General features: G+C 71.1%; 20 protein-coding genes and 1 pseudogene. 15 read left to right on the top strand and 6 right to left on the bottom strand.

Annotated elements, in window-relative coordinates; all coding sequences use genetic code 11:
- Window positions 1-91: 91 nt before the first annotated feature.
- Window positions 92-1,294: a phospholipase D-like domain-containing protein gene (locus AB0469_RS22440; RefSeq protein WP_366453178.1), complete on the bottom strand. Its 1,203-nt coding sequence runs from the start codon at window positions 1,292-1,294 to the stop codon at window positions 92-94.
- Between the two features lie 540 nt (window positions 1,295-1,834).
- Between AB0469_RS22440 and AB0469_RS22435 the strand changes: the two genes are divergently transcribed.
- Window positions 1,835-2,380, top strand: coding sequence for a TIGR00730 family Rossman fold protein (locus AB0469_RS22435; protein ID WP_366453177.1), 546 nt, complete (start codon window positions 1,835-1,837; stop codon window positions 2,378-2,380).
- 921 nt (window positions 2,381-3,301) lie between these two features.
- Here AB0469_RS22435 and AB0469_RS22430 read toward each other — a convergent pair.
- Window positions 3,302-4,672 carry an MFS transporter gene (locus tag AB0469_RS22430; protein ID WP_366453320.1) on the bottom strand — a complete coding sequence of 457 codons (1,371 nt, stop codon included), beginning with the start codon at window positions 4,670-4,672 and terminating at the stop codon, window positions 3,302-3,304.
- Between the two features lie 106 nt (window positions 4,673-4,778).
- On the opposite strand from AB0469_RS22430, the gene AB0469_RS22425 reads away from it, so the two are divergent.
- Complete coding sequence (locus AB0469_RS22425; RefSeq protein ID WP_366453176.1) at window positions 4,779-5,138, top strand: metalloregulator ArsR/SmtB family transcription factor; 360 nt, start codon at window positions 4,779-4,781, stop codon at window positions 5,136-5,138.
- Window positions 5,139-5,983: 845 nt separating this feature from the next.
- On the opposite strand, the gene AB0469_RS22420 is transcribed toward AB0469_RS22425, so the two are convergent.
- Both AB0469_RS22420 and AB0469_RS22415 read right to left on the bottom strand, forming a co-directional pair.
- A complete protein-coding gene (locus AB0469_RS22420) occupies window positions 5,984-6,721 on the bottom strand; it encodes a hypothetical protein (protein ID WP_366453175.1) in 738 nt (245 codons plus the stop codon).
- A gap of 344 nt (window positions 6,722-7,065) precedes the next feature.
- Window positions 7,066-7,710 (bottom strand): MBL fold metallo-hydrolase, encoded by a 645-nt coding sequence (locus tag AB0469_RS22415; RefSeq protein WP_366453174.1) that lies wholly within the window; start codon window positions 7,708-7,710, stop codon window positions 7,066-7,068.
- 211 nt (window positions 7,711-7,921) lie between these two features.
- Here AB0469_RS22415 and AB0469_RS22410 point away from each other — a divergent pair, with 211 nt between their 5' ends.
- Entirely contained in the window at window positions 7,922-8,347 is a 426-nt protein-coding gene (locus tag AB0469_RS22410; RefSeq protein ID WP_366453173.1) for a MarR family transcriptional regulator, read from the top strand.
- Between the two features lie 394 nt (window positions 8,348-8,741).
- On the opposite strand, the gene AB0469_RS22405 is transcribed toward AB0469_RS22410, so the two are convergent.
- The gene (locus tag AB0469_RS22405; RefSeq protein WP_366453324.1) at window positions 8,742-8,924 is read right to left on the bottom strand and encodes a hypothetical protein; all 183 of its coding nucleotides are present in this window, start codon (window positions 8,922-8,924) and stop codon (window positions 8,742-8,744) included.
- Window positions 8,925-9,100: 176 nt separating this feature from the next.
- A pseudogene (locus AB0469_RS22400) lies at window positions 9,101-9,718 on the bottom strand (transposase family protein); the annotation flags it as partial.
- Window positions 9,719-9,817: 99 nt separating this feature from the next.
- Here AB0469_RS22400 and AB0469_RS22395 point away from each other — a divergent pair.
- The 12 genes from AB0469_RS22395 to AB0469_RS22340 form a co-directional block, all read left to right on the top strand.
- Complete coding sequence (locus AB0469_RS22395) at window positions 9,818-11,047, top strand: pentapeptide repeat-containing protein (protein ID WP_366453319.1); 1,230 nt, start codon at window positions 9,818-9,820, stop codon at window positions 11,045-11,047.
- Window positions 11,048-11,572: 525 nt separating this feature from the next.
- Window positions 11,573-12,085 (top strand): hypothetical protein, encoded by a 513-nt coding sequence (locus tag AB0469_RS22390; RefSeq protein WP_366453172.1) that lies wholly within the window; start codon window positions 11,573-11,575, stop codon window positions 12,083-12,085.
- 85 nt (window positions 12,086-12,170) lie between these two features.
- Window positions 12,171-12,449 carry a hypothetical protein gene (locus AB0469_RS22385; RefSeq protein ID WP_366453171.1) on the top strand — a complete coding sequence of 93 codons (279 nt, stop codon included), beginning with the start codon at window positions 12,171-12,173 and terminating at the stop codon, window positions 12,447-12,449.
- A gap of 382 nt (window positions 12,450-12,831) precedes the next feature.
- Entirely contained in the window at window positions 12,832-13,242 is a 411-nt protein-coding gene (locus AB0469_RS22380; RefSeq protein WP_366453170.1) for an SMI1/KNR4 family protein, read from the top strand.
- 83 nt (window positions 13,243-13,325) lie between these two features.
- The gene (locus AB0469_RS22375; protein ID WP_366453169.1) at window positions 13,326-13,448 is read left to right on the top strand and encodes a helix-turn-helix transcriptional regulator; all 123 of its coding nucleotides are present in this window, start codon (window positions 13,326-13,328) and stop codon (window positions 13,446-13,448) included.
- A 78-nt stretch (window positions 13,449-13,526) separates the two neighbouring features.
- On the top strand, window positions 13,527-13,919 hold the full coding sequence (locus tag AB0469_RS22370) for a VOC family protein (protein ID WP_042820271.1): 393 nt from the start codon (window positions 13,527-13,529) through the stop codon (window positions 13,917-13,919).
- Between the two features lie 89 nt (window positions 13,920-14,008).
- Window positions 14,009-16,060: a hypothetical protein gene (locus tag AB0469_RS22365; protein WP_366453168.1), complete on the top strand. Its 2,052-nt coding sequence runs from the start codon at window positions 14,009-14,011 to the stop codon at window positions 16,058-16,060.
- A 380-nt stretch (window positions 16,061-16,440) separates the two neighbouring features.
- Window positions 16,441-17,085, top strand: coding sequence for a dihydrofolate reductase family protein (locus AB0469_RS22360; RefSeq protein WP_366453167.1), 645 nt, complete (start codon window positions 16,441-16,443; stop codon window positions 17,083-17,085).
- A gap of 213 nt (window positions 17,086-17,298) precedes the next feature.
- Window positions 17,299-17,583 carry a hypothetical protein gene (locus tag AB0469_RS22355; RefSeq protein ID WP_366453166.1) on the top strand — a complete coding sequence of 95 codons (285 nt, stop codon included), beginning with the start codon at window positions 17,299-17,301 and terminating at the stop codon, window positions 17,581-17,583.
- Window positions 17,584-18,370: 787 nt separating this feature from the next.
- A complete protein-coding gene (locus AB0469_RS22350) occupies window positions 18,371-18,886 on the top strand; it encodes a hypothetical protein (protein ID WP_366453165.1) in 516 nt (171 codons plus the stop codon).
- A 69-nt stretch (window positions 18,887-18,955) separates the two neighbouring features.
- The gene (locus tag AB0469_RS22345) at window positions 18,956-20,593 is read left to right on the top strand and encodes a trypsin-like serine protease (protein ID WP_366453164.1); all 1,638 of its coding nucleotides are present in this window, start codon (window positions 18,956-18,958) and stop codon (window positions 20,591-20,593) included.
- Window positions 20,594-20,666: 73 nt separating this feature from the next.
- On the top strand, window positions 20,667-21,869 hold a 1,203-nt coding region (locus AB0469_RS22340; RefSeq protein WP_366453163.1), incomplete at its 3' end, for a trypsin-like serine protease.

The following is a 21,869-nucleotide window of genomic DNA, read 5'->3' as shown; positions in this document are numbered from 1 at the left end:
GGTCGCCTCGGCCGGTCCGGTCCGGCACCGGTGCCCGCCCTCGTGCTCGCGTTCAGGAACCCGGGCCTGTCGGGTTTGCCCGTGGCGTCGTCTACCAGGCGGTGCAGTGCGGGCTGGCCTTGATGGTGTCGAAGTTCGTCTTGAAGGCGTCGTAGACGGCCGGATTGTCGATCTTCAGGAGGGTCTCGTCGTTGGCCCGGAGGTTCGGGAACGTGTAGTTGTGGCTTCCGGTGAAGACCAGCTTGCGGTTGGCTCCGCCCAGGTAGGTGCCCTCGATCAGCATGTACTTGGAGTGGATGCCGATGGTGCGGGAGGTACCGGTGCCGTCCACGGCCGTGCCGGCGCAGCGGGCAGCGTAGGTGAGGTGTCCGGCGATCGAGGCCTGGACGGCGGTGCCGAGGTTGCCGTCCTCGCCGTTGTGGAGGAGTTCGACCCGGCAGCCGGCGTTCTTCAGGGCCACGAGCTTGTCGGCGACCTGGACCCGGGTGAAGGCGTACATGCCGATCCGGATCTGGGTGGCGCCGCCCGCGCAGTCGACGTTGTTCAGCAGGGACACGACGGTGTCGGTGCCGGCATCGTTGTCGTACGTGGTGCCGGCCTTCTCCTGGCGGGGGAAGAAGTAGGTCTTGTAAGGGCCGGCGTCCTGGGTCTTGTAGTAGGTGGCCTGGCCGGTCCCGGTGGAGCCGTTGGTCTGCAGGTCCTGCCAGTAGGCGCGGTAGCCGGCGTAGAGACCGGAGCCCGCGTCCGGAATCGTCACGGAGTTGTTGAACAGGTTCCGCCGCTGGCTCGTGGTCAGGTTCGCCGAGGTCTGGAACACCACGTTGTCGGTGCTGCCGACCTTGGAGAACAGGAAGAACTTGTTGTGGTTGATCGCGCCGGTGTCGCTGCTTCCGCCGAGGCTGCGGTTGCCGATGCATCCCCGGCCCACCGGGCAGGCCAGCACCCACGAATCCGCGGTGAGATCCGTGCCGAGACCGGTCGCCGCAGCGAGCATCGAGTACTCCGACCCGGTGGCCTTCCCGTTCGCATCCGCGTCCGGGACTGCGTCCCCGTCCACGATGAGCCTGACCTTCACCCCGCGCTGCTTCGCCGCGACCAGCGCGGTGCTGACGCCCCCATCGGTGATCAGGTAGACCGAGCCGTTGATCTCCGCCCCCGCCGGGGTCCGGTTGACCAGGGAGATCAGCTGGTTACGGATCGCATCCTGCTGGGCCGTGGTCCCTGCCGGGTCGTTGAAGGTGGTGGTGAGGGCGACCGTGTCGTCCGCGGCGGTCGCCCCCGGCGTCCCGGGCAACGAAGCCCCCATCACAAGTACCGCCGTCGCCGCTGCACTTCGTATCCGCACGTCCCCGCCCGATCTGAAGATCAATGAATCCGATGCCCAGGAACCTACCGGACCCCGCAGGGGCCCTTCATCCGTTCGGAAGGGGCGGCCGAGCACCCCGGTGACCGCCTGGGCTCCGAGGCCCTCGCGGGCGGCGTCGACCAGGACGCCCGGGTCGAGGGCGGCCTGCTCGGCATGAGGCCGCCGAGCTTGTGGGCGACGGCGTACAGGGCCTCGGAGCGTTCGCTGCGCGTGTCTCCACGGACAGGAACACCTTGCTGTCGTCGTCGTGGAGGAAGCCGGCGCATCGGGGAGTGGGGAGGTGGGACCGGGACAAGCGGTGGACGTCACCGGGCAGACACTGAGCCTCAACGCCCGCGCCGGCTGTGTGTCCACCGGATCGTGGGCCGCCACGTGGGCTCCGGAGGCCGTACGTGCGGGGAGGCGGACGGCCACAGGTGATCAGAGCCGGGTGCCCCGGCGCGTGCAGGCACCACTACCGTGGCCCTTGTGAACATTTGTGTCTTTCTCTCCGCCGCCGACCTCGATGCGCGCTATACCGAGCCTGCCCGCCGGTTCGCCGAGCTACTCGGCAAGGCCGGCCACACCCTCGTCTGGGGTGGCTCCGACACCGGTCTGATGAAGGTCGTCGCGGACGGCGTCAGCGGCGCGGGCGGAAGGCTCTCGGGAGTCTCGGTCGACTTCCTGGCGGCCAAGGCACGACCGGTTTCCGCCCCCGACGAGATGGTCGTCGCCCGCAGCCTCGCCGAACGCAAGGCGACGCTCATGAAGCGGGCCGACGCGTTCGTGATCATGGTGGGCGGCATGGGAACCCTCGACGAGGCCACCGAGATCCTGGAGCTGAAGAAGCACGGCAGGACTGCCGAACCGGTCGTCCTGCTGAACACGGCCGGCTTCTACGACGGCCTCCGCGAGCAACTGCGCCGCATGGAGGACGAGGGCTTCCTCCCGATCCCCCTGAGCGAGTTGGTGTTCGTCGCCGACGAGCCCGCCGACGCGCTCGCCTTCCTGGAGCGCACCGTCACGAGCGCCTGACACGGCGATCGAGCGGTGGGTCGGGGGCCCGAACGCCCGACGCGTGCAGGGGGCGACCGTCAGCGGTGCCCGTCAGCCCGGTACCGGCGCGTGGGCCGGTGCCGCCCGGCGTCCGGCCGGACTCCGGAGCATCGGCCGGGATGGGGCTCCCGCTCCCGCAGCAGCCCGCAGTGCTCCAGCTGGGTTCGCAGCCTCGGAGCAGGCATGCGGCGCCACCCTGTGGCACCGGCGCGGTCGCCTCGTCCAGGAGGCGTCGACGCCGACGGTCGGGGAGAGTTCGGGGCCGACGCCGCTCGTCAGCCCTGCCGGGAGTCTGCCGAGACCTGGTGCCCGCTACACCGCAAGATCGACATTGGCGTGATCGCCGCGCCCTGCGGCCTCAGGCGCCGACAAGTTCCGCGTCGGCGACTGCCTCGATCCTGTGGACGTTCTCGCAGCACTGGAGCAGCCGCGAAGGGGGGAGGCCGAGGCCCGGCGCGGGCGTCTGCGGAGGGGGAGGAGACACCCGCGGCCGGGCCCGGCGGCCGGGGGCCGCTCACCGTCCCGGCCGCCCTTTCAGCGTACGTGTGCCCGCTCGGGTAGGCCGTGTCGGTCGGTCCGGCACTCCGAGGGCCGGCTGTGCCGTGCCGGCTTGAAGCGGGTACGGAAGCGGGTACGGGTGTCCCGGCACCGGCCGCTGTGCACGGGGGCGGCCGGCCGGCTGTGCAGCCCGCGCCCGGCTGCCTGCCTGCCCGATGACGTCCGGGTCCACGAGGCGCTGCTCTCTTTCGATGCAGCTCCCGGTGACGCCACCGGGAACCCGTACCGCCTTCCCCGCCAGGCCCTGTCCAGTACCGTTGTCGCTCGCCCGTGCAGAAGGGCGCACCGACCGGAAGCGCTGCCGACGGGCGGCCCGGGGGAGCCCCCGGGCCTGCACCGGTGTCAGCGGGCGGCTCCGGCGCCGGCGCCGGCTCCGGCTCCGGTGAGGTGGAGTCCGTCACCGCCCGGGGCGTGGCTGTGGCGCCAGCCGCCGGGCACCTCGTGCGCTCCGGTCAGGTGGGGGTGCCCGGCGTCCAGGCCGGTGTGGACGTGAGGGGTATCGGTGGTGTCCCTGGCCGGCCACAGCCGGACGGCACTGATGGTGGCGAGCAAGGTGATCGCGCCGAGGGCGATGACGGCGGACAGCAGTCCGGCCGACGCGCCCGCCCATCCCGCGAGGGGGTAGGTGATCAGCCAGGCGGCGTGGGAGAGGGAGAACTGGGCGGCGAAGGCCGGTGCCCGCTCCTCGGGCGGGGCCGAGCGCCGGATGAGCCGGCCGGTGGGGGTCAGGACCGTCGAGCACGCGGCGCCGAACGCCGCCCACGTCCCGAGCAGTGCGGGCCAGCGCCAGCCACCTGTGGTGGCGGCCGTGATCACGCCGGCGGCCGCGAACACCACGGGCAGGAGCAACGCCCCGGCGAGCATGACGGTGCGGTCGGCGACGTGGTCCAGGACGCGCGGCAGCAGCAGGGCGACCAGCATCGACCCGGCGCCGTAGGCGCCGAGGGCGAAGGCCACGTCCCCGGTGGGGCGGGAGAGGTGGTCGCGGACGTAGACCACGGTGTGCACGGTGACCAGCGCGCTCGCCGCGGCCACCGCCAGGTTCAGGCACAGGAGGGCGCGCAGGCGCGGGATCCGGAAGAACAGGCGGCCGCCCGCGCTCGCCTTCGCATACACGCCCCCGCCGGGCCCGGGCACCGCGGCCGTCTTGGGCAGCACCGCGGAGACCACCAGGGTCGCCGAGGCGAGGAACCCGCCGACGGTGCCCAGGAACAGCCAGTTGTAGGTCGTGAACGTCAGCAGGGCCGCGGCCAGCGCCGGGCTGAACAGGCTCTCCAGGTCGTAGGCCAGCCGCGACATCGACAGTGCCTGCGTGTAGTCCCGCTCGCCGGGCAGCACGTCGGGAATGAGTGCTTGGAAGGTGGGGGTGAACGAGGCGGAGGCGGCCTGGAGGGCGAAGATCAGGACGTAGACCTGCCAGACCTGGTCGACGAACGGCAGTGTCAGCGCCACGGCGGCCCGGGCCAGGTCGGAGCCCACCATCAGGGCCCGCCGCGGGATCCGGTGCGCGACCGCCCCGATCGCCGGTGCGATCGCCACGTAGGCCACCATCTTGATCGCCAGAGCGGTCCCGAGGACCGAGCCGGCTCGGGGCCCGGCGATGTCGTATGCGAGCAGACCCAGGGCCACGGTGGCCAGGCCGGTACCGACCAGGGCGATCACCTGGGCGGCGAACAGGTGCCGGTAGGTGCGGTTGCGCAGCACGGACAGCATGCGGAAGCCCTTCACGAAGGGACAGGACTGGACTCCACCACCATAGCGTCATGTGCGCATCTGTGCACATGATGGCGGATGGGGTCCGAGCGCATAGGCTGAGCGCATGCCCGTGAGCGAACCCTTCCCATCTGCCCGCTCTGCGCATCTGCGTGCCCCTGACGATGCCCGGCTGGCCGAGGCGGCATCGGTGTTCGCGCTGCTCGCGGACGCCACGCGGCTGCACCTGCTGTGGCTCCTGGCCCAGGGCGAGTCGGACGTCACCTCGCTCGCCGAGCAGTGCACCGCCTCCCGTACCGCCGTCAGCCAGCACCTGGCCAAGCTCCGCCTGGCCGGGCTGGTGGCAACCCGACGCGAGGGGCGACGCATCGTCTACCGGCTCGGTGACGGGCATCTGCGGGCCCTGGTCATCGAGGCCCTCAGCCACGCCGACCACCGCGTCACCGGCGAGACCCTGCACGACTGACCCCGGGACGCCACGGGCGGGGACGCCCCGTGCGGCACACCCCGCTCACCCTTGCGCGTCCAGCCGTCTTCCGGGCTGCCGTGCCCCTGCGCCGGACCGCGACGGGCGATCCCGGCCGCGACCACCAGCACCGCGGCCACGATCCCGACCCGGGTGCCGGTCCGCAGCCCGCCCCCGGAGTCCTTCTCCTCCGTCCGCGCCCGCCGTGCCCGGTGACAGGGGCGGCCGCGACACTGGGGGACGGTGCCGGCGGTGCAGCGCCGGGTGCCGGGGCCGTCGGCTCGAGCACGGGGCCGGGCTGCCGGCGCCGCCCGGCTCGATCCGGCGGTCGGCCTTGCCGTCGCGGTAGGCCTGGAGCGTCTTGAACGCCGGGTGTCCGGCAGCTGCCGGATCGCCGCCGTGTACTCGGCATCTTTACGGACGGCCACCGCCGGCCCCCTGACCGCGTAGCCGTCCGGGTTCGCCGCAAAATCCAAGCGCCTTCCGCAACGGGCCCTGGCGCTCCACCCGGCCCATGACGGGTTCCGCGGTGACGGTGGCGGCCATGTGCGACCGCGGGCCGCCGTCGCTGGAGCCGAGCGGCCCTGGCGGCGAGTGCCGCGTCTCAGCGACACCGGGTCTGCGCGGCGAGTTCGCCGCAGACCGCAGCCGACGATGCCCCCGCCCGCAGCCGTTCCCGGGCCGTCACGATCAAGGCCAGGTCTCGATGAACTTCGGCCCCACCGCCCGACATCGCACCATCACCCCTTCCCCCGCTGGGCCGACTGGCCGGCCTGGCCGCTGTCATTCCTCCGCGCGGACCGGAAACGGGTTGGCGCACTGCGGCAGGAGCCATCCGACAGTTCCTAGCCGCCCCCGCCCCCACCGCATCCACTGCTGCCACCGCAGCTGTAGCCCCCGGCGCCGCTGATGCCGATGCCGGAGGACCCGACCCGGCCGCGATTCCGAGGGCCAGGACCGTGCCGGGGCGCGGGGCGGGTGGTGCGCTTGACATGGAGTTCGAGCAGGACGGTCCGCCCCAGGGCCTGCTCCAAGGCCGCGAGGAGTCGTCGGGCGTCGGTGTCCGGCGGGAGGACGGCCCGGCAGACCTCAGAGTCGTCGCGGATCAGGCGCAGCGTGAGGACGTGGGTGGCGGGGAGGGGATCCCCGGCGTAGGGCTCCTCGATCTCCTGCTCCAGGCGAAGGCGGTCCGGCTCCTCGACCAGCCGCCACCGGCCGCTCCCCAGGCCGCGCACCAGGCGTACCGCGGGGGGATCGCCGGCAGCGGAGAACCTGAGCCGGTACACCTGGAAGCAGGCCACGGCCAGTGCGCCCGCGAAGCCCGCCGCGACGGCCGCGGACACCATCCAGAGGGCCACCACGCCCACCGTGGCCCAGCCGGCGCCGGAGAAGAGCAAGACCACCGCCACTGGTAGGACGAGGGCGAGGCCGAGCAGGCCCGTACCGAGCGCGGTCAGCGCGGCGCTCCCCAGCAAGTGCGGCACGGTGAGCCAGGACGGGGCGCCCGCTCGCAGCACCACGTCGGTCGTCCCCGACCGGCCCCGCTCCACGCTGCCAGGCGCCCCTGGGCTGTGTGCCGTCATCGCCTCACGATAGATGTGACGCCGGGTGACTGACCAGATGCCGTACGCGGGACACCACAGGCGGCCACGTACGCAGCTCAGGGTGGGCGTAGGCATCCGGGGCCGAGAAGGACCGCGCCGCAGCCGACGCCGCCCTCACCCTGCCGCACCACAACGGCGGCACGGAAGGCGTGAACAACCGGACGGAGACTCCGGCGGACGACGGGTGCTCGTTGCCCGGGCCTCCGCCCTGCTCCGACCCGCCATCACCGCCCCAGGCCGGGACCCGGTCCTGCCGGCGCCGTCCCGCCGCCGCTGTGCGGTCGCCACCTTGCGGCCGCTCCCGTTGCCGTACGGACGCTGCTTCACAGCTGGACGGTGGCGCCGGGCTCGAGGCGGTCGATCGGAGTGCCGGTCAGGCCGTTCTCGCCGAGGAGATGGGCGGTGGAGTGCTGGCCGAGGTCGCTGAGCATGAGTTCGTGGATCTGGATGATGCGCTCGGGCTTGACGGTGCGGACGTAGTCGGCGGCTTCGCCGAGCTTTGTCCATGGACCGCTGGTCGGCAGCAGCAGGGTGCGTACGGGAGCGTCGGGCGCGAAGTAGGCGTCGCCGGGATGGTAGACGGCTCCGTCGTCGAGGAGGTAGCCGACGTTGTCGGGGCACGGGATGTCGGCGTGGATCGGCGCGTGGCGGTGGCCGTGGACGGTGGCGGTGAGGGAACCGACGCTGAAGGTGTCGCCCGCGGCGACGGCGTGGACGCGGCCGTCGCGGCTGCCGAGAGTGGCTGCGACCGCGGCTGTGCCGTAGACCTGCAGCCCGGGCTGGGCTTCGAGAGCGGCGGCGACGAGCTCTTCGTCGAAGTGGTCGAAGTGTTCGTGGGTGATCAGGACGGCGTGAGCCCGGCTGACGGCCTCTGCCGCGTCCGGGGTGAGGGTGCCGGGGTCGATGACCAGGCGGGTGCCGTCCTTCTCCAGCGTGACGCAGGCGTGGGCGTGCTTGGTGAGCTTCACAGCGGGTCCTTTCCGAGCCACCGAATATCTACAACTAAACTGTACAGCATGATTGTAAATATCACGCTGTGGGCGGGGTGTCGGCTGCCACTTGGCTCTGGCGCCCCCGCCCCTCGCTGCGGCGAGGGGCGGCGGTCGCTCCTGTGGCGCCAAAGCGAACAATGGAGCTAAGGTGTACAGTTCGGTTGATGAGTGTGGGTAAGCTGGCATCGTGGACGAGAACCAACTGGCTGAAGAACTTCGCCTGACCATCGGACGGTTCGTACGCACGGTGCGCACGGTTGACGAGATGCCGCCCGGCGAGGCCGCCGTCCTGGGCTACCTGGACCGTGGCGGCCCGCTGACCACCGCCGATATCGCACAACAACGGGGAGTCAGTCATCAGTCGGCTGCCAAGACGGTCAAGGAACTCCTGGCTCAAGGCCTTGTGCATGCCGAGGCGCACCCCAGCGACGGGCGCAAGGTGTTGCTCCACCTCACGCCGACGGGAAGTGGCCGTCTGGCGCAGGAGCGCCGAAGGCGTGCGGACCGGCTCGGCACCGCGATCGACGATGTCCTCAGTTCCGATGAACGAAAGACGCTCGAGGCGGCGCTGCCTCTGCTGTCACGCCTGACCGCACACTTGCACGGCAAGTAGCCCGGGGACCGTCGTTCGGGTCATCGAGTGCTGTGCACGGTGGAGTTGCAGGTCACGAGTCTGGTGTGCGTGATGTCCGGGAGGCGCATGCTGGTCGCGCACGGATGACTCCGGCGAAGACCGTAGGTCGCTGGGAGACTTCGTGCTTGCCGCGCGCCGCCACCTGAAGCCCAGGGCTTCGGCGTAGTCGGATGGTGTCCGGTTCACGAGGGTCAGTCGGGTGGGAAGCCCTGGGTGTGAGACAGCGCCGGACAGCCGCGGATCCCAACCGGAGATGAGGCCCCCCGTCGCTGACGGGGACGTGCCTCTGCCGGATCCGCCGGCCTCCACCCTTGCAACCTTGGGAGCGATTGAGTTCGGGGCGTGCTGCCCTGGCGGGTTGGCTGGTGGGTGATCAGCAGGCGGCCTGACGGGCGAGCACCAGTTCCGTGCTCGCCTTGCGGCGGGTTGTCCGCCGAGCGGAGCGGTCAGAGACCAGGGTGGCGATCGCGAGGTGGGTCTCGGCGTAGGTCTCGCGGCGGCCGGTGAACCGCTGCAGCGGCCGCCACTGCTTGTACTCGGCGTTGGTGTGCTCCACGCAGATCCGCGCGGAGGACTGGCGGCGTCGCTGCTCGGGCCAGGCGTGGTGCTCGCCCAGCGGTGTGTCGTCCTTCGGCTTCTTCGGCGGGGCGCTGACCTGGCTGGGAACTCGTTGGCCAAGCCCCGGTAGCCCTCGTCGACCGCGGCCTTGACCTTGGGGTGCCGGTGGAACTGCTCGGCGATACCCTCGGTGCGCACGGCGGTCTGGTCGTGCATGCGGCCCGGCCGGCTTACGCCGCTGAACAGGGTGCGACCCTGTGGGTCACTGAAGGTGGTGGTCTTGATGGTGTTCTGTTTCCTCTTGCCGGAGACGAACGCCTTGCGGCCGGGGCGGTGGGCGCGGGGGCGGCGGACCTGCACTTCGGTGCCGTCGATGCGCAGGTCAACGCCCTCCGCGCCAGCGTAGGCGAACAGGTCCTCCAGCGTCCGCAGCCGCACCCCCGGCCGGTCCGGGATGGCGAAGCCGCGGGTCGTCAGTAGTGGCCGGACCTCGCGGATCGCTCCGGAGACGGTGGAGCGGTCCACTGCGTACAACTCGGCCAGCGCGGCGTGCGGGATCCCGAGCCGCAGGTGGACCAGCGTGACCAAGAGCCGGTCGCCGAAGACCAGGCGCTGCCTGGGCCCGGCGCCGGCCGCCCGCCTTCGGTCTCCGCCACGCCGCTCGTGTAGCGCCGACTCCCGCGCGGCCTGCCACCGGGGCGCGAGTTCTTGGAGCAACTCGCCGAAGTGTGCGCGCGAGATGCCGGACAGGGCAGGTTGGGAACAGGCCGCACGGGCCCAGGCAAGCCTCACAATTCATCCAACCCGTAAGGCCGTTCTCATGTCACGGGGCGGTGGCACAGCACTCTTGATCGTCCTCTGAGCGGCGCCTAGGCTCCCATGCCCATGGAGATGGGGGAACCGGACCGCGGGCGGCGCGCGTGGCACGACGGACTGCTCAGGCGTCGTGTAGCCGCAGGTCTGCTGGCCGGGGCGGGGTTGGTCATTCTGGGTACGGTGTTCGTAGTACTGCCGGGGGTGGTGGTCGACCACGATCTCGCCGGGGCGAGCGTCGCCGCGCAGGATCGGCTGAAGGCGGTGAACGATGTCCGTACGACGCTTCTACAGGTAGTCGGCGGCCTGGTCGTGCTCTTCGGCGCGTACGCCACCTGGCGGCAACTGCGAGTGAGCCAGGACGGTTTGCGCGCCACCCAGGAGGGCTATGTCACCGACCGATTCAGCCGGGCCGTCGACCAGCTCGGCAGCGACAAGCTGGATGTGCGCATCGGTGGATTGCACGCGCTGTGGCGGATCGCGGAGCAGTCCGCCCGCGACCGGGAGGCCATCATCTCCATCCAGGCCGCGTATCTGCGGACACACCTGCCCTGGCCACCCGCCGGGCCGGAATCACCGGCGGCAGACGTGCCCATCAACGACATCGCCCCCTTGGAGACTCGCGCCGCCGACGCCCAGGTGGCGCTGACCGCGCTCGGCGTGCTGTGCCAGCACCGGGAGCAGTCCTGGGTCAATCTCAGCATCACCGACTTGCGCCGGGCCGACTGCGACGGACTCTGGTTCCCCGAGGTCAACTTCGACCGCGCCTGCATGGAAGCGGCGGGCCTGTACCAGGCCAATCTGACCCAGGCGTCCCTGGTCTCGGTCAACCTGCGGCACGCCGACCTCACGACTGCGATTCTCCGCCGGGCTCGCTGCATTCTGGCCGACCTGCGGGCCGCGAAGCTAGTCGAAACCGACTTGCGTGACGCCGACTTCACCGAGACCGACCTGCGCGAGGCAAACCTGCGCAAGGCCGACGCCCACGGCGCGGTCTTCCACCGCGCCGACCTCCGCATGGCCGACCTGCGCGGCACCGACTTGAGCACCGCCAACCTTGTCGAAGCACGTCTGACCGGCGCCCTGGCCAGCGAGCACACCCGCTGGCCCGTCGACTTCGACCACACGGCCGCCGGAGTCGTCGACAGCGATGACCCCGGCCCCGAGCCCTCGCCCCTACTCCAGCCGCCGGGGATGACGTGGCAGGCACCGCCGCTGCGGTCCACTCCCCGACCAAGACGCGCCGATCAAGACAGCGGCGACCGCGATCCGCCTGACTGGCATCACTCCTCCTCAGTGGCGCCCTGATCGCGCAGTGGCCCAGACCACCAGGCAGACCCGGGAGCTGATATCGCTCCCAAGGTCGTTACGTCGTGATCGAAGGCGCCCGGTAGGAGGTCGAACTGGCTGTGGCCGACTATCCGGTCAGCGCGCCGTCCCACGCGTGGTGCGCCACTCGATTGCCAGGGGGCCCGGGATCAGCGGGCGCGAGGTGCACGTGGCCGGGTTGGTTCAGCCCGCCCGGCGGGTAGTGGGCCGACTCGTGACTGTCGGCCGTGCCGGCGCTGGTGACGGCTGCACTCCGGGGCCCACCGATGCGGCGCCGCGAGCCTTACCGCTATGAGCGTGGCCCCGGCGGTGTGGGCTTGCCTTACGGGTGACACCTCGTCCGCCACCCTGGCGGAGGCCCGTACGACCGAGGCCCGCGCACCCTGAACGACGGCGCCCGGTATCTGTGACGAATCGGTGACGCCGAAGTCGTCGTCCGTGTCCCCCTTCTTGGTAATTTGGCACACGCTTTCGATCAATTCATGCTCCACTGGGGGACTTCTCGTGCACAAGGACCTGCGGCACAGCTTCATCGCAATCGCCGGCATCGCGGCCGCCCTGGCCCTCACGGCCTGCGGCAGCGACTCCGGCAGCGACAAGGCCGCCACCTCGAAGGACCCGAAGCCAGCCGCCACGCCCAGCGTTCCGTCGGCCTCCTCCAGCTCCGGTGCCAGTGCCAGTGCCAGTGCCAGTGCCGGTACCGACGCCAAGGGCGGCAGTGTGGAGGGTGGATGGATCTCGATGGCGAACCCGTCGAAGCCCGTCGTCCTGACCATCAAGGGCAAGACCGCAGTGGTCGTCGAGGGCGCCTCCGGCCTGACCTGCCAGGGCACCACCGACGGCAAGTCCTTCGATCTCAAGTGCCCGGCGGGCGCACTGCACGCGAAGGGCCAGGTCGCCTCCGTGGGCGCGGCCGAACTGAAGGTCACCTGGCAGGAAGTCGGCACCGAGACCTACCAGAAGAGCGAGCCGGGCAAGCTCCCCCCTGGCCTTCCCACCGCCATCCCGAAGTCCTGACTCACCCCGTACGGGCCCGCGTCTCGGGCGGTCGAGGCCGTACGGCGGCGGTGCGCAGCCCACGGGGGGACGACGCGCTACACCGATGCCGGACCGGCACGCGACTTACGGCGCCTGCGTTCGGCCCGCGGACGCCCAGGCGCTCCTGCGACTGGGCGGGCAGCTGCGGACCGCGCACCGGGAACTGGACGCAGCGCAGCTGCGCGCGCTCTCGCACGAGCAGCACCGGGTGATCTGCGTCCCGGCCCGCGAGACCACACGGCTCGCCGGGGCAGCGGGGGAGCGGAGCAGCGAGAGCATGGTGCGGGAGATCGAACAGATCCACCACGCTCTCCTGGCCGACGAGGACGCAGGCCGCCAGTGACCACGGGCCGGCTGACGACCGCTCCGGAACCACCGGTCGGATCCGAGGGTGAAGCCGCCGGACCGCAAGCCGTGCTGCCCTCCTCGGCCACAGCCGCCCCTACGTTATGAGAGCCGTCGGGCCCACGGCCGGCCCCGGCGCGCGACGCGGCGGCCGAGCGGCGCGCCCGGGAACGCCGGCGACGGCGGGACACCGCCCGGAAGGGCGCGGCCGACGCCGAACGAACGCAGCGGGTGGCGGGCTTGTCGCCGCAGGGCTGGAGAGCCGCAGGCAGTCCGATCACCAACCTCGGCTGGAGCAGGCTGTCGCCGGCCTCACCCTCCTTCGGCGCACGGCTCCGGCCGGCATCGACTGGGCGTCGGTCGAGGCGTGCCTGTCCACCGTGCTGCCCTCCGACTACAAGCTGCTGGCCGACAGCTACCCGTCCCTGGCCTTCGGGGACTTCCTCTGCGTCGGCTTCCCGAACCCCGGGCAGGAGCGGGCCTGGGCAGAGGACTCTGAAGACCTTGAGGTCCTCGCCGAGTGGTGTGCGGACGCAGAGACGTCCACTCCCCTGTACCCCTTTCCCGCCCCCGGGGGCCTGCTGCCCTGGGCCACGTCGAACGAGGGCGACTACTTCCTCTGGAACACCACAGCGTCTGGTCCCGACGAGTGGACCGTCACCGTGGCCTCACGCAGCGGCGGCTGGTGGCACTACACCGGAGGCGCGGTCCAGTTCCTCGCCGACCTGGTCAGCGGGGCACTGGACCTGTGGGGGCTGCCGCCGGTACGACCTTGGGTCGAGGCCTTCTGAGTGAACGACGGCTCTGCGACACGCTCGTGTCCACCGCGTCGTGGCACACGAAGGGACGGTCCCGCACCGGAGACAATGGCGGGATGGTGGCAGGCGAACTCTTCGAAGCCCTGGGCGACCCCACGCGCCGCATCGTCCTCGACGAGCTCGCGCACAAGTCCGGACAGCCCCTGTGCGGGCCGGCCGCGGCGGGTTCCACGACCTGAACACCGCGCCATGCGCCGGATCCCGGATCGATGGCCGCCACCGAACAGACAAACGGCACGAATCCCCGAGGGAACCCCATGAGGATCCACCTGACCAGCATCTTCGTCGATGACCAGGCCAAGGCCCTGCACTTCTACACCGAGATCCTCGGCTTCGTGAAGAAGCACGACGTTCCGCTGGGGGAGAACCACAGGTGGCTGACCGTCGTCTCCCGCGACGATCCCGCCGGCACCGAACTCCTGCTGGAGCCGGCCGGCCACCCGGCCGTCAAGCCCTACCGCGACGCCCTCGTCCAGGACGGCATCCCCCTCGCCCAATTCGCGGTCGACGACGTGCACGCCGAGTACGAACGCCTGCGCGCCCTCGGCGTCCGCTTCACCCAGGAGCCCGTCGAGATGGGCCCGGTCACCACCGCCGTCCTCGACGACACGTGCGGCAACCTCATCCAACTGGCCACGCAGCCGCAGTAGTCCCGCCCAGCCCCACCCCGCCCGACGAGCCGCCCCGGGATCGACCCGTTTCCATGATGTGCGGCAGCGCCCTGCGGTAGAAGTACCGCATGATGCCTGTAGAGGAAGCCCGGGACGAACTCAAGCACCTGCTGAGCCGTTGCGAACGCTGGTTATGCGACGAGGACGGCCCGCGCGGCCTCCTCACCGACGAGGCAGGTCTGGCCGACGACGCCGCCCGTATGGAGGCCCTGCGCACCCGCGCCCTGTCCTCCATGCTCAACGTGGCCCTGCTCGGACGGCAGTCGTCCGGCAAGAGCTTCCTGATCAGCGGCCTCCAGGGCGGCCTGGAGTACATCCCCATCACCGACGAGGACGGGATGCCGTCGGCGGAGTTCCTCGGGGTCCTTCCGTCGTCGGCGCGCCCGACCACCGCATGCCCGTGCACGGTCGTCCCCGTCGGGGACGAGCCCCCCGGGACCGCCGCCGGCCGGGCACTTCTGCGCGCGAGGTTCACCGGCGGCAGGGTGGAGGACATCGGCACGGATCTGCCGCCCGCCGTGGTCTCCGCCTACGGGGCGGTGGACGGCGACATCACCAACAGGCGCCGCGAACACATCAACCTGCGGGTTGAATCGATCGAGGTGCTCCTCGCCGACGCCCGCCTGCCGGTCAAACTCTACGACCTGCCCGGCTCGGAGTCCCCGATCGAGGAACACGAGATCATCATGCGGGAGGCGTGGGCCAAGGCCGACTGCTTCATCTACGTGAGCCATGCGACCTCGGCCCTCACCGCCAACGAGCTCCAGCTCATCCGGGACCTCTACGCCCACCACATGCAGAGCAACGCGAACAAGAAGGTGCTCTGGGTCCTCAGCGGGATCGACCTGGCGACCCAGCGGGAACAGGGCCAGGCGGCCTGGAAGAGCGTGCTGGCCACGAACAACGCCTACCTGCGCACGCACTTCGGCTCGCCCGGCGGACAGTTCATCGGCGAAGGGTTCCTGCCGGTCTCCGCAGCCTGGGAGGCCGAGGGCACGTTCAAGAAGACCCAGGGGGAGGACGGTGACACCCTGGGGCGGCTCAGCGGGATGGAGACCCTGCGCGACCACCTCCGGAACCTGATGGAGTCCGGCGCGGGCCACGCACACCTGGGCCAGGTCGCCGACGAGGCCCGCTGGCTCGTCCGGCGCCGCCAGCGCCAGCTCGCCGACATGCTCGACACCCACCAACTGGCCGTGGAGGACCTGGAGGCCCAAAAGAAGAATCTGCGAGGCCGGATCGCGGGCGGGGAGCGCTCTCTGGAGCGCATCCGCACCGAACTGGGACGCGAGCTGCAGCGCAGGATCCGCACGGCACGCGGCCCCTTCAGCGGCCTGGCCGGCGTACTGCACGAGCAGCTCGACCCGCTGATCGACCGCGGCAGCCTGAGCGCCGAGCACGCCAACGAGGTCGATGTCCTCCAGGTCCAGCTGTTCAGCCGGTGGATGGCCTCGCCCGCCGGCCCGGCCACCTCCTGGGAACACGAGCTGCGGGAGTTCGACGTGAGCAGCCGGCAGTTGCTGCGCGCGGAGCTGGGGGTGGACACCGGCTCCCAGCTGGTGGCGCCGGAACCGCTGGACACGAGCTACTTCCCGATGCAGACGGACGGCCGCCGGCCGTTGACGGCCTACGGGGTCGTCCAGGCCGCGGCGAGCACCCTGGGCGTCGCCAGCCCGCTCGCGGCCGGGGCCGTATGGCTCACGACCAGCCTCAGCCTCGCCACCATCGCGGTCCCCGCAGGCGCCGCCGTCCTGACGGCCATCGCCATCGCCAAGGTCACGGACCTCCTCAAGGACCGCGAGTCCCAGGTCCAAAGGGCGCGCCAGGAGCGCAAGGACATGATCGACGAACACGTGAAGCAGGCCCGCAACGCCTTCGAGAGGGTCACCCAGAGCCAGGGCCGGCTCCTGATCGACGCGGTCGAGCACCACCACGCGCAACACCAGACCCGCCTGAAGTCGACGCTGGCCCAGATCATGGAGCGCATCAACGCGGAGGACGCCGTCCGCAGCCGCGCCGTCATCGACCGCCTCACCCCCGTCAACCAGGCCGGCCAGGCCCTTGTCACCGAACTGCAGGACCTGCGCGACGCCCTCGGCAACGACCTCACCGGCCGGTGATCCGACGGACACCGGGCCCGAACGGCTCATGGGCGGTTCCCCTGGACCCTTCCGGGGCGGCCGCTCCAGGCCGGGCGAGGGCCCGTGGGGTCGCGCGTGGCGGCGGGCAGCACGGCGGCCGGCGCCGCGGCGAGAGCGGCGAGGACGAGTCGCCCTCCCACCGGTGTGCCCTCTCCGGAAGGCACGGCGCACCGATCGTGCCCGTGCTCCTCGATCGGGCGGATGGGAGGAAGCGCATCCGCCGCGAGTCGCGAGGGGAGCGGACCCGCCCGCCCACCCGGGCCGCGAGCGGGTTCCGGCGTGGCGATGAGTTCGCGGCCCCACGAGGGTCTATCCCTTCGACGGGGACAACCGATTCCGAGACTCCCGGGGAGTACACCATGGGCCTTGTCCACATCGAACTGTTCGCGACCCTCGACCTGGTCGGGCAGGCGCCCGGCGGCCCCGACGAGGACCCGGCGGGTTTCCCGTTCGGAGGCTGGCAGGCACCCCTGCTCCAGGAGGTCACCGGGGCACAGATCGCCGCCGCGTACGAGGGCACGGACGCCCTCCTGCTCGGCCGGCGGACCTACGACATCTTCGCCGGCTACTGGCCGCACCAGAAGGGCGGCCCGGACAACGAGATCGCCGACCTGTTCAACCGCGTCCCGAAGTACGTCGCCTCCCGGGGGAAGCCGGACCTCCCCTGGGCCGCATCCACCCAGCTGGGGCCGGACCTGGCGGACGCCGTCCGTGAGATCCGTGATCGCCACGAGCACGTGAAGGTCGTGGGAAGCCTGGACCTCGTACAGAGCCTGCTGCGCGAGAAGCTCTTCGACCGCCTCGACCTCTGGGTGCACCCGATCGTGCTCGGTGTCGGGAAGAAGGTCTTCGACGGGGGCGCGGTCCCCACCAACGTCACGCTCCTCGCACCCCCGGTGGCCAGCCCGAACGGCACCGTCTACCTCCGCTACGGCCTGGCCGGCGGAACACCGGCCACGGGCGATATGAGCGCCCCCGACCGCGGCCTCACGAACGAGAGCTGACGACCCCCGCGGTACGTGCGCCCAGCGGGGCACGGAACCCGCGTACCGCCACCTCCGCCGTCCCAGGCCGGACGAGGACGCGGAGGAGCCCGGCCGGGGCCCGTTCCCCGGGCTCGGGACCGTCGCCGCACCGCAACACGCGCACGACCTGTGGCTGCGCTACTTCGCCTTCGCCTGACGAGGCCGCACATACCCCAAGGAGCCTCCCGTGCCATGACACGTCGGACCCGGGCCCCGGCCGCCTCCCTCACCGGGTGGTGGGCCGGCCTCGCCCTCATCCTGTGGTGCACCGGACAGGCGCGCGACCAGCCCGCTCCGCTCCTGGCCTGCGCCGCGAGCGCCGCACTGCTGGGGGCACTCGGAGAACTCGGCGCCTGGACACGCAAATGCCGGCACGCCCGGCGGGTGATTCGTCGACGGAGCGGAGGCAGCCCGCCGGGCGCTCTACGCCGTCAGCGCTGCCGGGAACCGCGCCACAACGCCGCCGGCGACGGCTGACGGAGTGTCCCAGGGCGCGGCGCACCCCTCTTCGACTCCGCATCCGACGTGGAATGCGCCGAGCGTTGTGGGCCCGGGAGCATACCCCGACCCGGCGTGCGAGGGGGCGGCCTCACCAGCTCGGTGGCGGCTCAACCGCGGCCGACGCCGTCCCGGATACCCGCTGCCGACCCACCGGCGGCCGCCACCGAAGGGGCGGGCGGGCCGCCTGGTTCGCCTGGACGGCAGCGGGACACGCCGACCTGAGGGCGGCCGCTGAGATTGACAAGCGTCGGCGCTCCCACGGAGGCGGCTGTGGTGGGTGACTTGACGTATTGCCTTGCGTTTCGTGATCTCGATCGGCAGGGTGTCGGTCATGCCTACCGATCCGGCGCGGGAGAAATCTGGAAGTAAACCCTCCGGAAGTATCCATGCTCCGCCATCGGAATAGTGTGTTCCGATATTGCGGAACGACCGGTTCGGAATTATGGGCTCCGACTCCACTGAATTACCCGGTGTGGCGCACGTCACTCGAGCGCCATTGGACGGGAATTCGACCAAGGTGTTTACATGTGGAGGGCCGCCCGGCGGGACAGTTCTCGCCGGAAGGCGGATAGCCCCTGCGGTGCACGGGGGGTTGTGGGCGGAATGCTGCTTTCCGCCCACATGGAAAGGGGGCGGGGGAAGTGCCAGGGGGATGTGCGCACACCATTTCACGCGACTGGCGTTTTTCTGTGCCGTACGGCGGCCTTCTTTCTTCGCGTCGATCCATTGCTCCGGGTCTCCCGAGCCGACGACTAGGACAGCGATGAAGATACGAAAGACGATGCTCCGTTCCGCCGGCGCCGCCTTGGCGGCGGGCGCCATGGCGTGGATCGCCATCGCCGCGGGGGCCGCCGACCACAGCCCGGCGGACGCCTCCACGATGAAGGCCATCGCGGACGAAGGCCCTGGATACGCTATTGAGGACTTCGGCTACCCGAACGCCGACAAGATCCTCGCGGAGCGGGGCATCACGCTCAAGCGAGGCGACGGCCACATCATGCTGGCCGATTGCAGCAGCGCCTCGGACCTCATGGAGGTCTGGTCCCGCGCGAACGAGAAAATCTGCTTCCGCGTGAGCGGCTCCACCGGCTACCTGACCCTGGAGATTCCCGCGGTCTTCGCGGTCAAGGGCAACAGCTACTCGGCTCAGGTGGACATGGTCACGGGCACCGAGCAGAAGAGTTTCGACGTGAACAAGAATGCCTGGACCCCGGTCGGCGAGAGTGCCGACGAGCAGGGTCGCGACTTCATGCTCCTGGAAATCCGCACGAGCAAGTAAACCCCGGCGAAAGCCGGTCCCGGAATATCGGTCGGATTTTCCTGCACTTGCTCTACCGAAGGAACACGCATGTCCTTTTCAGGTTCGCGCACCCTCCGCATTAGCAGCCTGCTCGCTGCCGCCACAGCGGTGTCGTCCGGGCTGATCGCTTCGACCCCTGCTCTCGCGGTATCCGGCCCGGAAGCGGCCGCCGGACAGCTCACCTCCGTGGTGAGGCTGAACATCGGCGACGAGGCCCACTCCCGTGCCTGCACGGGGATCCTGGTCGACCAGTCGTGGATCGCGACGGCCGCCAGCTGCTTCGCTGCCACCCCCGGCACCCCGGTCCCGGCCGGCAAGCCCGCCCTGGCAAGCACCGCCACCCTCGCCGGCGGCACGCCCGTCGGGATCGTCGACCTGATACCCCGTACCGACCGCGACCTGGTCCTGGCCCGCCTCGCGACCCCCGCCGCCGGCGTCACCGGTGTCAAGCGCGCCACCGCCGCCCCGGCCACCGGGAGCGAGCTCACCGCCGCCGGGTTCGGCCGCACGAGGACCGAGTGGGTGCCCGACAAGCTCCACACCGGCATCTTCACGCTCGGCTCCGCCGACGCCACCACGTACGCCATCACCGGCAAGGGCACGGACGTTCTCTGCAAGGGTGACACCGGCGGCCCTCTCCTCAACGCGGCCGGTGAACTGGTCGGCATCAACTCCCGCTCCTGGCAGGGCGGCTGCCTCGGCGCCCCGGCGACCGAGACCCGCACCGGCGCCGTCACCGCGCGCATCGACGACCTCAACGACTGGGTGCAGGGCGTGCGCGCGCTCACGCCCGGCTGGAAGGCCGAGGCCCTCGTCCAGGCCGGCTCCACCCTGTACCAGGGCATCCGGCTGAACGACGGCTCCTGGACGGGCTTCACCGACGTCCAGGCCAAGGCCGGGAACATCGGCGGCGTCCGCACGGCCGCAGCCGCCGGCATCAACGGCGACACCCACGTGGTGGCGCTCGGCGGAAACGGCCGTCTCTACCACACCGTCCGCAAGGCGGACGGCACCTGGGGCACCTTCGGCGACGTCAACACCGCGGCCAGCAACCTGACAGGCATCACCCAAATCTCCACCGTGTCCATCGGCACCGACCTCCACGTGGTGGCCGTCGCGGGCGGCAAGGTGTTCCACACCGTGCGCAACGCCGACGGATACTGGACGCCCTTCGGTGACGTGGCAGGCGCAGTCGGCCCCATCGGCGCCGTCACCTCCGTCGCCACCGCCAGCGCCGGCGGCCAGCTGCAGCTCGTGGCCGTCACCGGTGGCAAGGCGTTCCACACGATCCGCGCCACCACCGGGCATTGGACCGGCTGGGGAGACGTGGCCGGCGCCGCCGGCGCCACCGGCCCCATCAGCTCCGTGGCCATGGCCGGAGCGGACAACGACGCACACCTCGTCATCGCCACCGACAACGGCACGCGCCAGTACCACACCATCCGCTACGGCAACGGCACGTGGGCGTCCTTCGGCGACCTCAAGGACTACCTCGGCACCCTGACCGTCAAGTCCCTCGCAGCCGGAGCGGTGGACGGCGAGCTCCAGCTGGCGGTGACGACCACCGACAACCGGATCGTGCACACCCTGCGCCACACCGATCGCACCTGGGGTACTACCGCACAGGTCACCACCGCGGGCATCACCGGAACCCTCGGCTCCATCTCCCTCGCCGGCACCCTCTGACACCCGGGCCGCCTTCCGTGACGCTGTCACGGGGGGCGGCCCGTGGGCGCGCAGTGCAACCGAAGGAACCCCCATGTCTCTTTCCCGTCCGCGCCCCGCGCGGATCTCCGGCCTGCTCGCCGCCGCCATCGGCGCGACGGCGGCTCTGACGACCAACACCCCCGCCGTGGCGCTGGCCGGTCCCGAGGCCGCCACCGGACAGTTCCCGGCCGTGGTCAGGCTCAACCTCGGCGACGAGGAGCACTCGCGTGCCTGCACCGGCACGCTGGTCGACCCCCTCTGGGTCCTGACCGCCGCGAGCTGCTTCGCCGCCACCCCCGGCACATCGGTCCCGGCGGGCAAGCCGGCCCTGAAGGCCACCGCCACGTTCGGCGACGGCAACAGCGTCGAGGTCACCGAGATCGCCCCGCGTGAGGACCGTGACGCCGCCCTCGTCCGGCTGGCCAACGCCGTCACCACCGTCAGGCCGGTCACACCGGCGGGCGCCGCACCGGCCGCGAACGCCGAGCTCACCGCAGCCGGCTTCGGCCGTACGAAGACGGAATGGGTGCCCGACAAGCTCCACACCGGCACCTTCACCGTGAACTCCAGCACGCCCACCACCCTCGCCGTCACCGGCAAGGGAGCGGACGTGCTGTGCAAGGGCGACACCGGCGGCCCGCTCCTCAACACGGCCGGTGAACTGGTCGGCGTCACCTCCCGCTCCTGGCAGGGCGGCTGCCTCGGAACCCCCGCCACGGAGACCCGTACAGGGGCCCTCTCCACCCGCACCGACGACCTCGCACAGTGGATCCAGGACACCGTGCGCCCGGCCACACGGCGAGACCTCAATGGTGACGGCCGCTCCGACGCGGTCATGGTCTACCACCACGCCGACGGCTCGATCGGCTTCTTCACCTCGCTCGGCAACACCGCGGGTGGTTTCGGGGACTTCACGGCCGGCTATACGGTGCCTCCGAACAGCTGGGACCGGGCGTCGATGAAGCTGATCTCCGGTGACTTCAACGGGGACCGCCGCACGGACATCGGCATGATGTACCGCTTCGGCGACGGCTCCATCAAGATGTTCACCGGCCTGGCCGACGCCGCCGGGCACATCCAGCCCTTCACCTCCAGCGCTGCCGTCCCCGCCGCCGCGGGCTGGGACTGGAACGCCATCGAACTCCACGCCGGTGACGCCAATGGTGACGGCCGCTCCGACGCGGTCATGGTCTACCACCACGCCGACGGCTCGATCGGCTTCTTCACCTCGCTCGGCAACACCGCGGGTGGTTTC

The sequence above is a fragment of the Streptomyces sp. NPDC093801 genome, assembly GCF_040701585.1.
Classification (GTDB): Bacteria; Actinomycetota; Actinomycetes; order Streptomycetales; family Streptomycetaceae; genus Streptomyces.
This window is presented reverse-complemented; position numbering and strand designations above follow the sequence as displayed.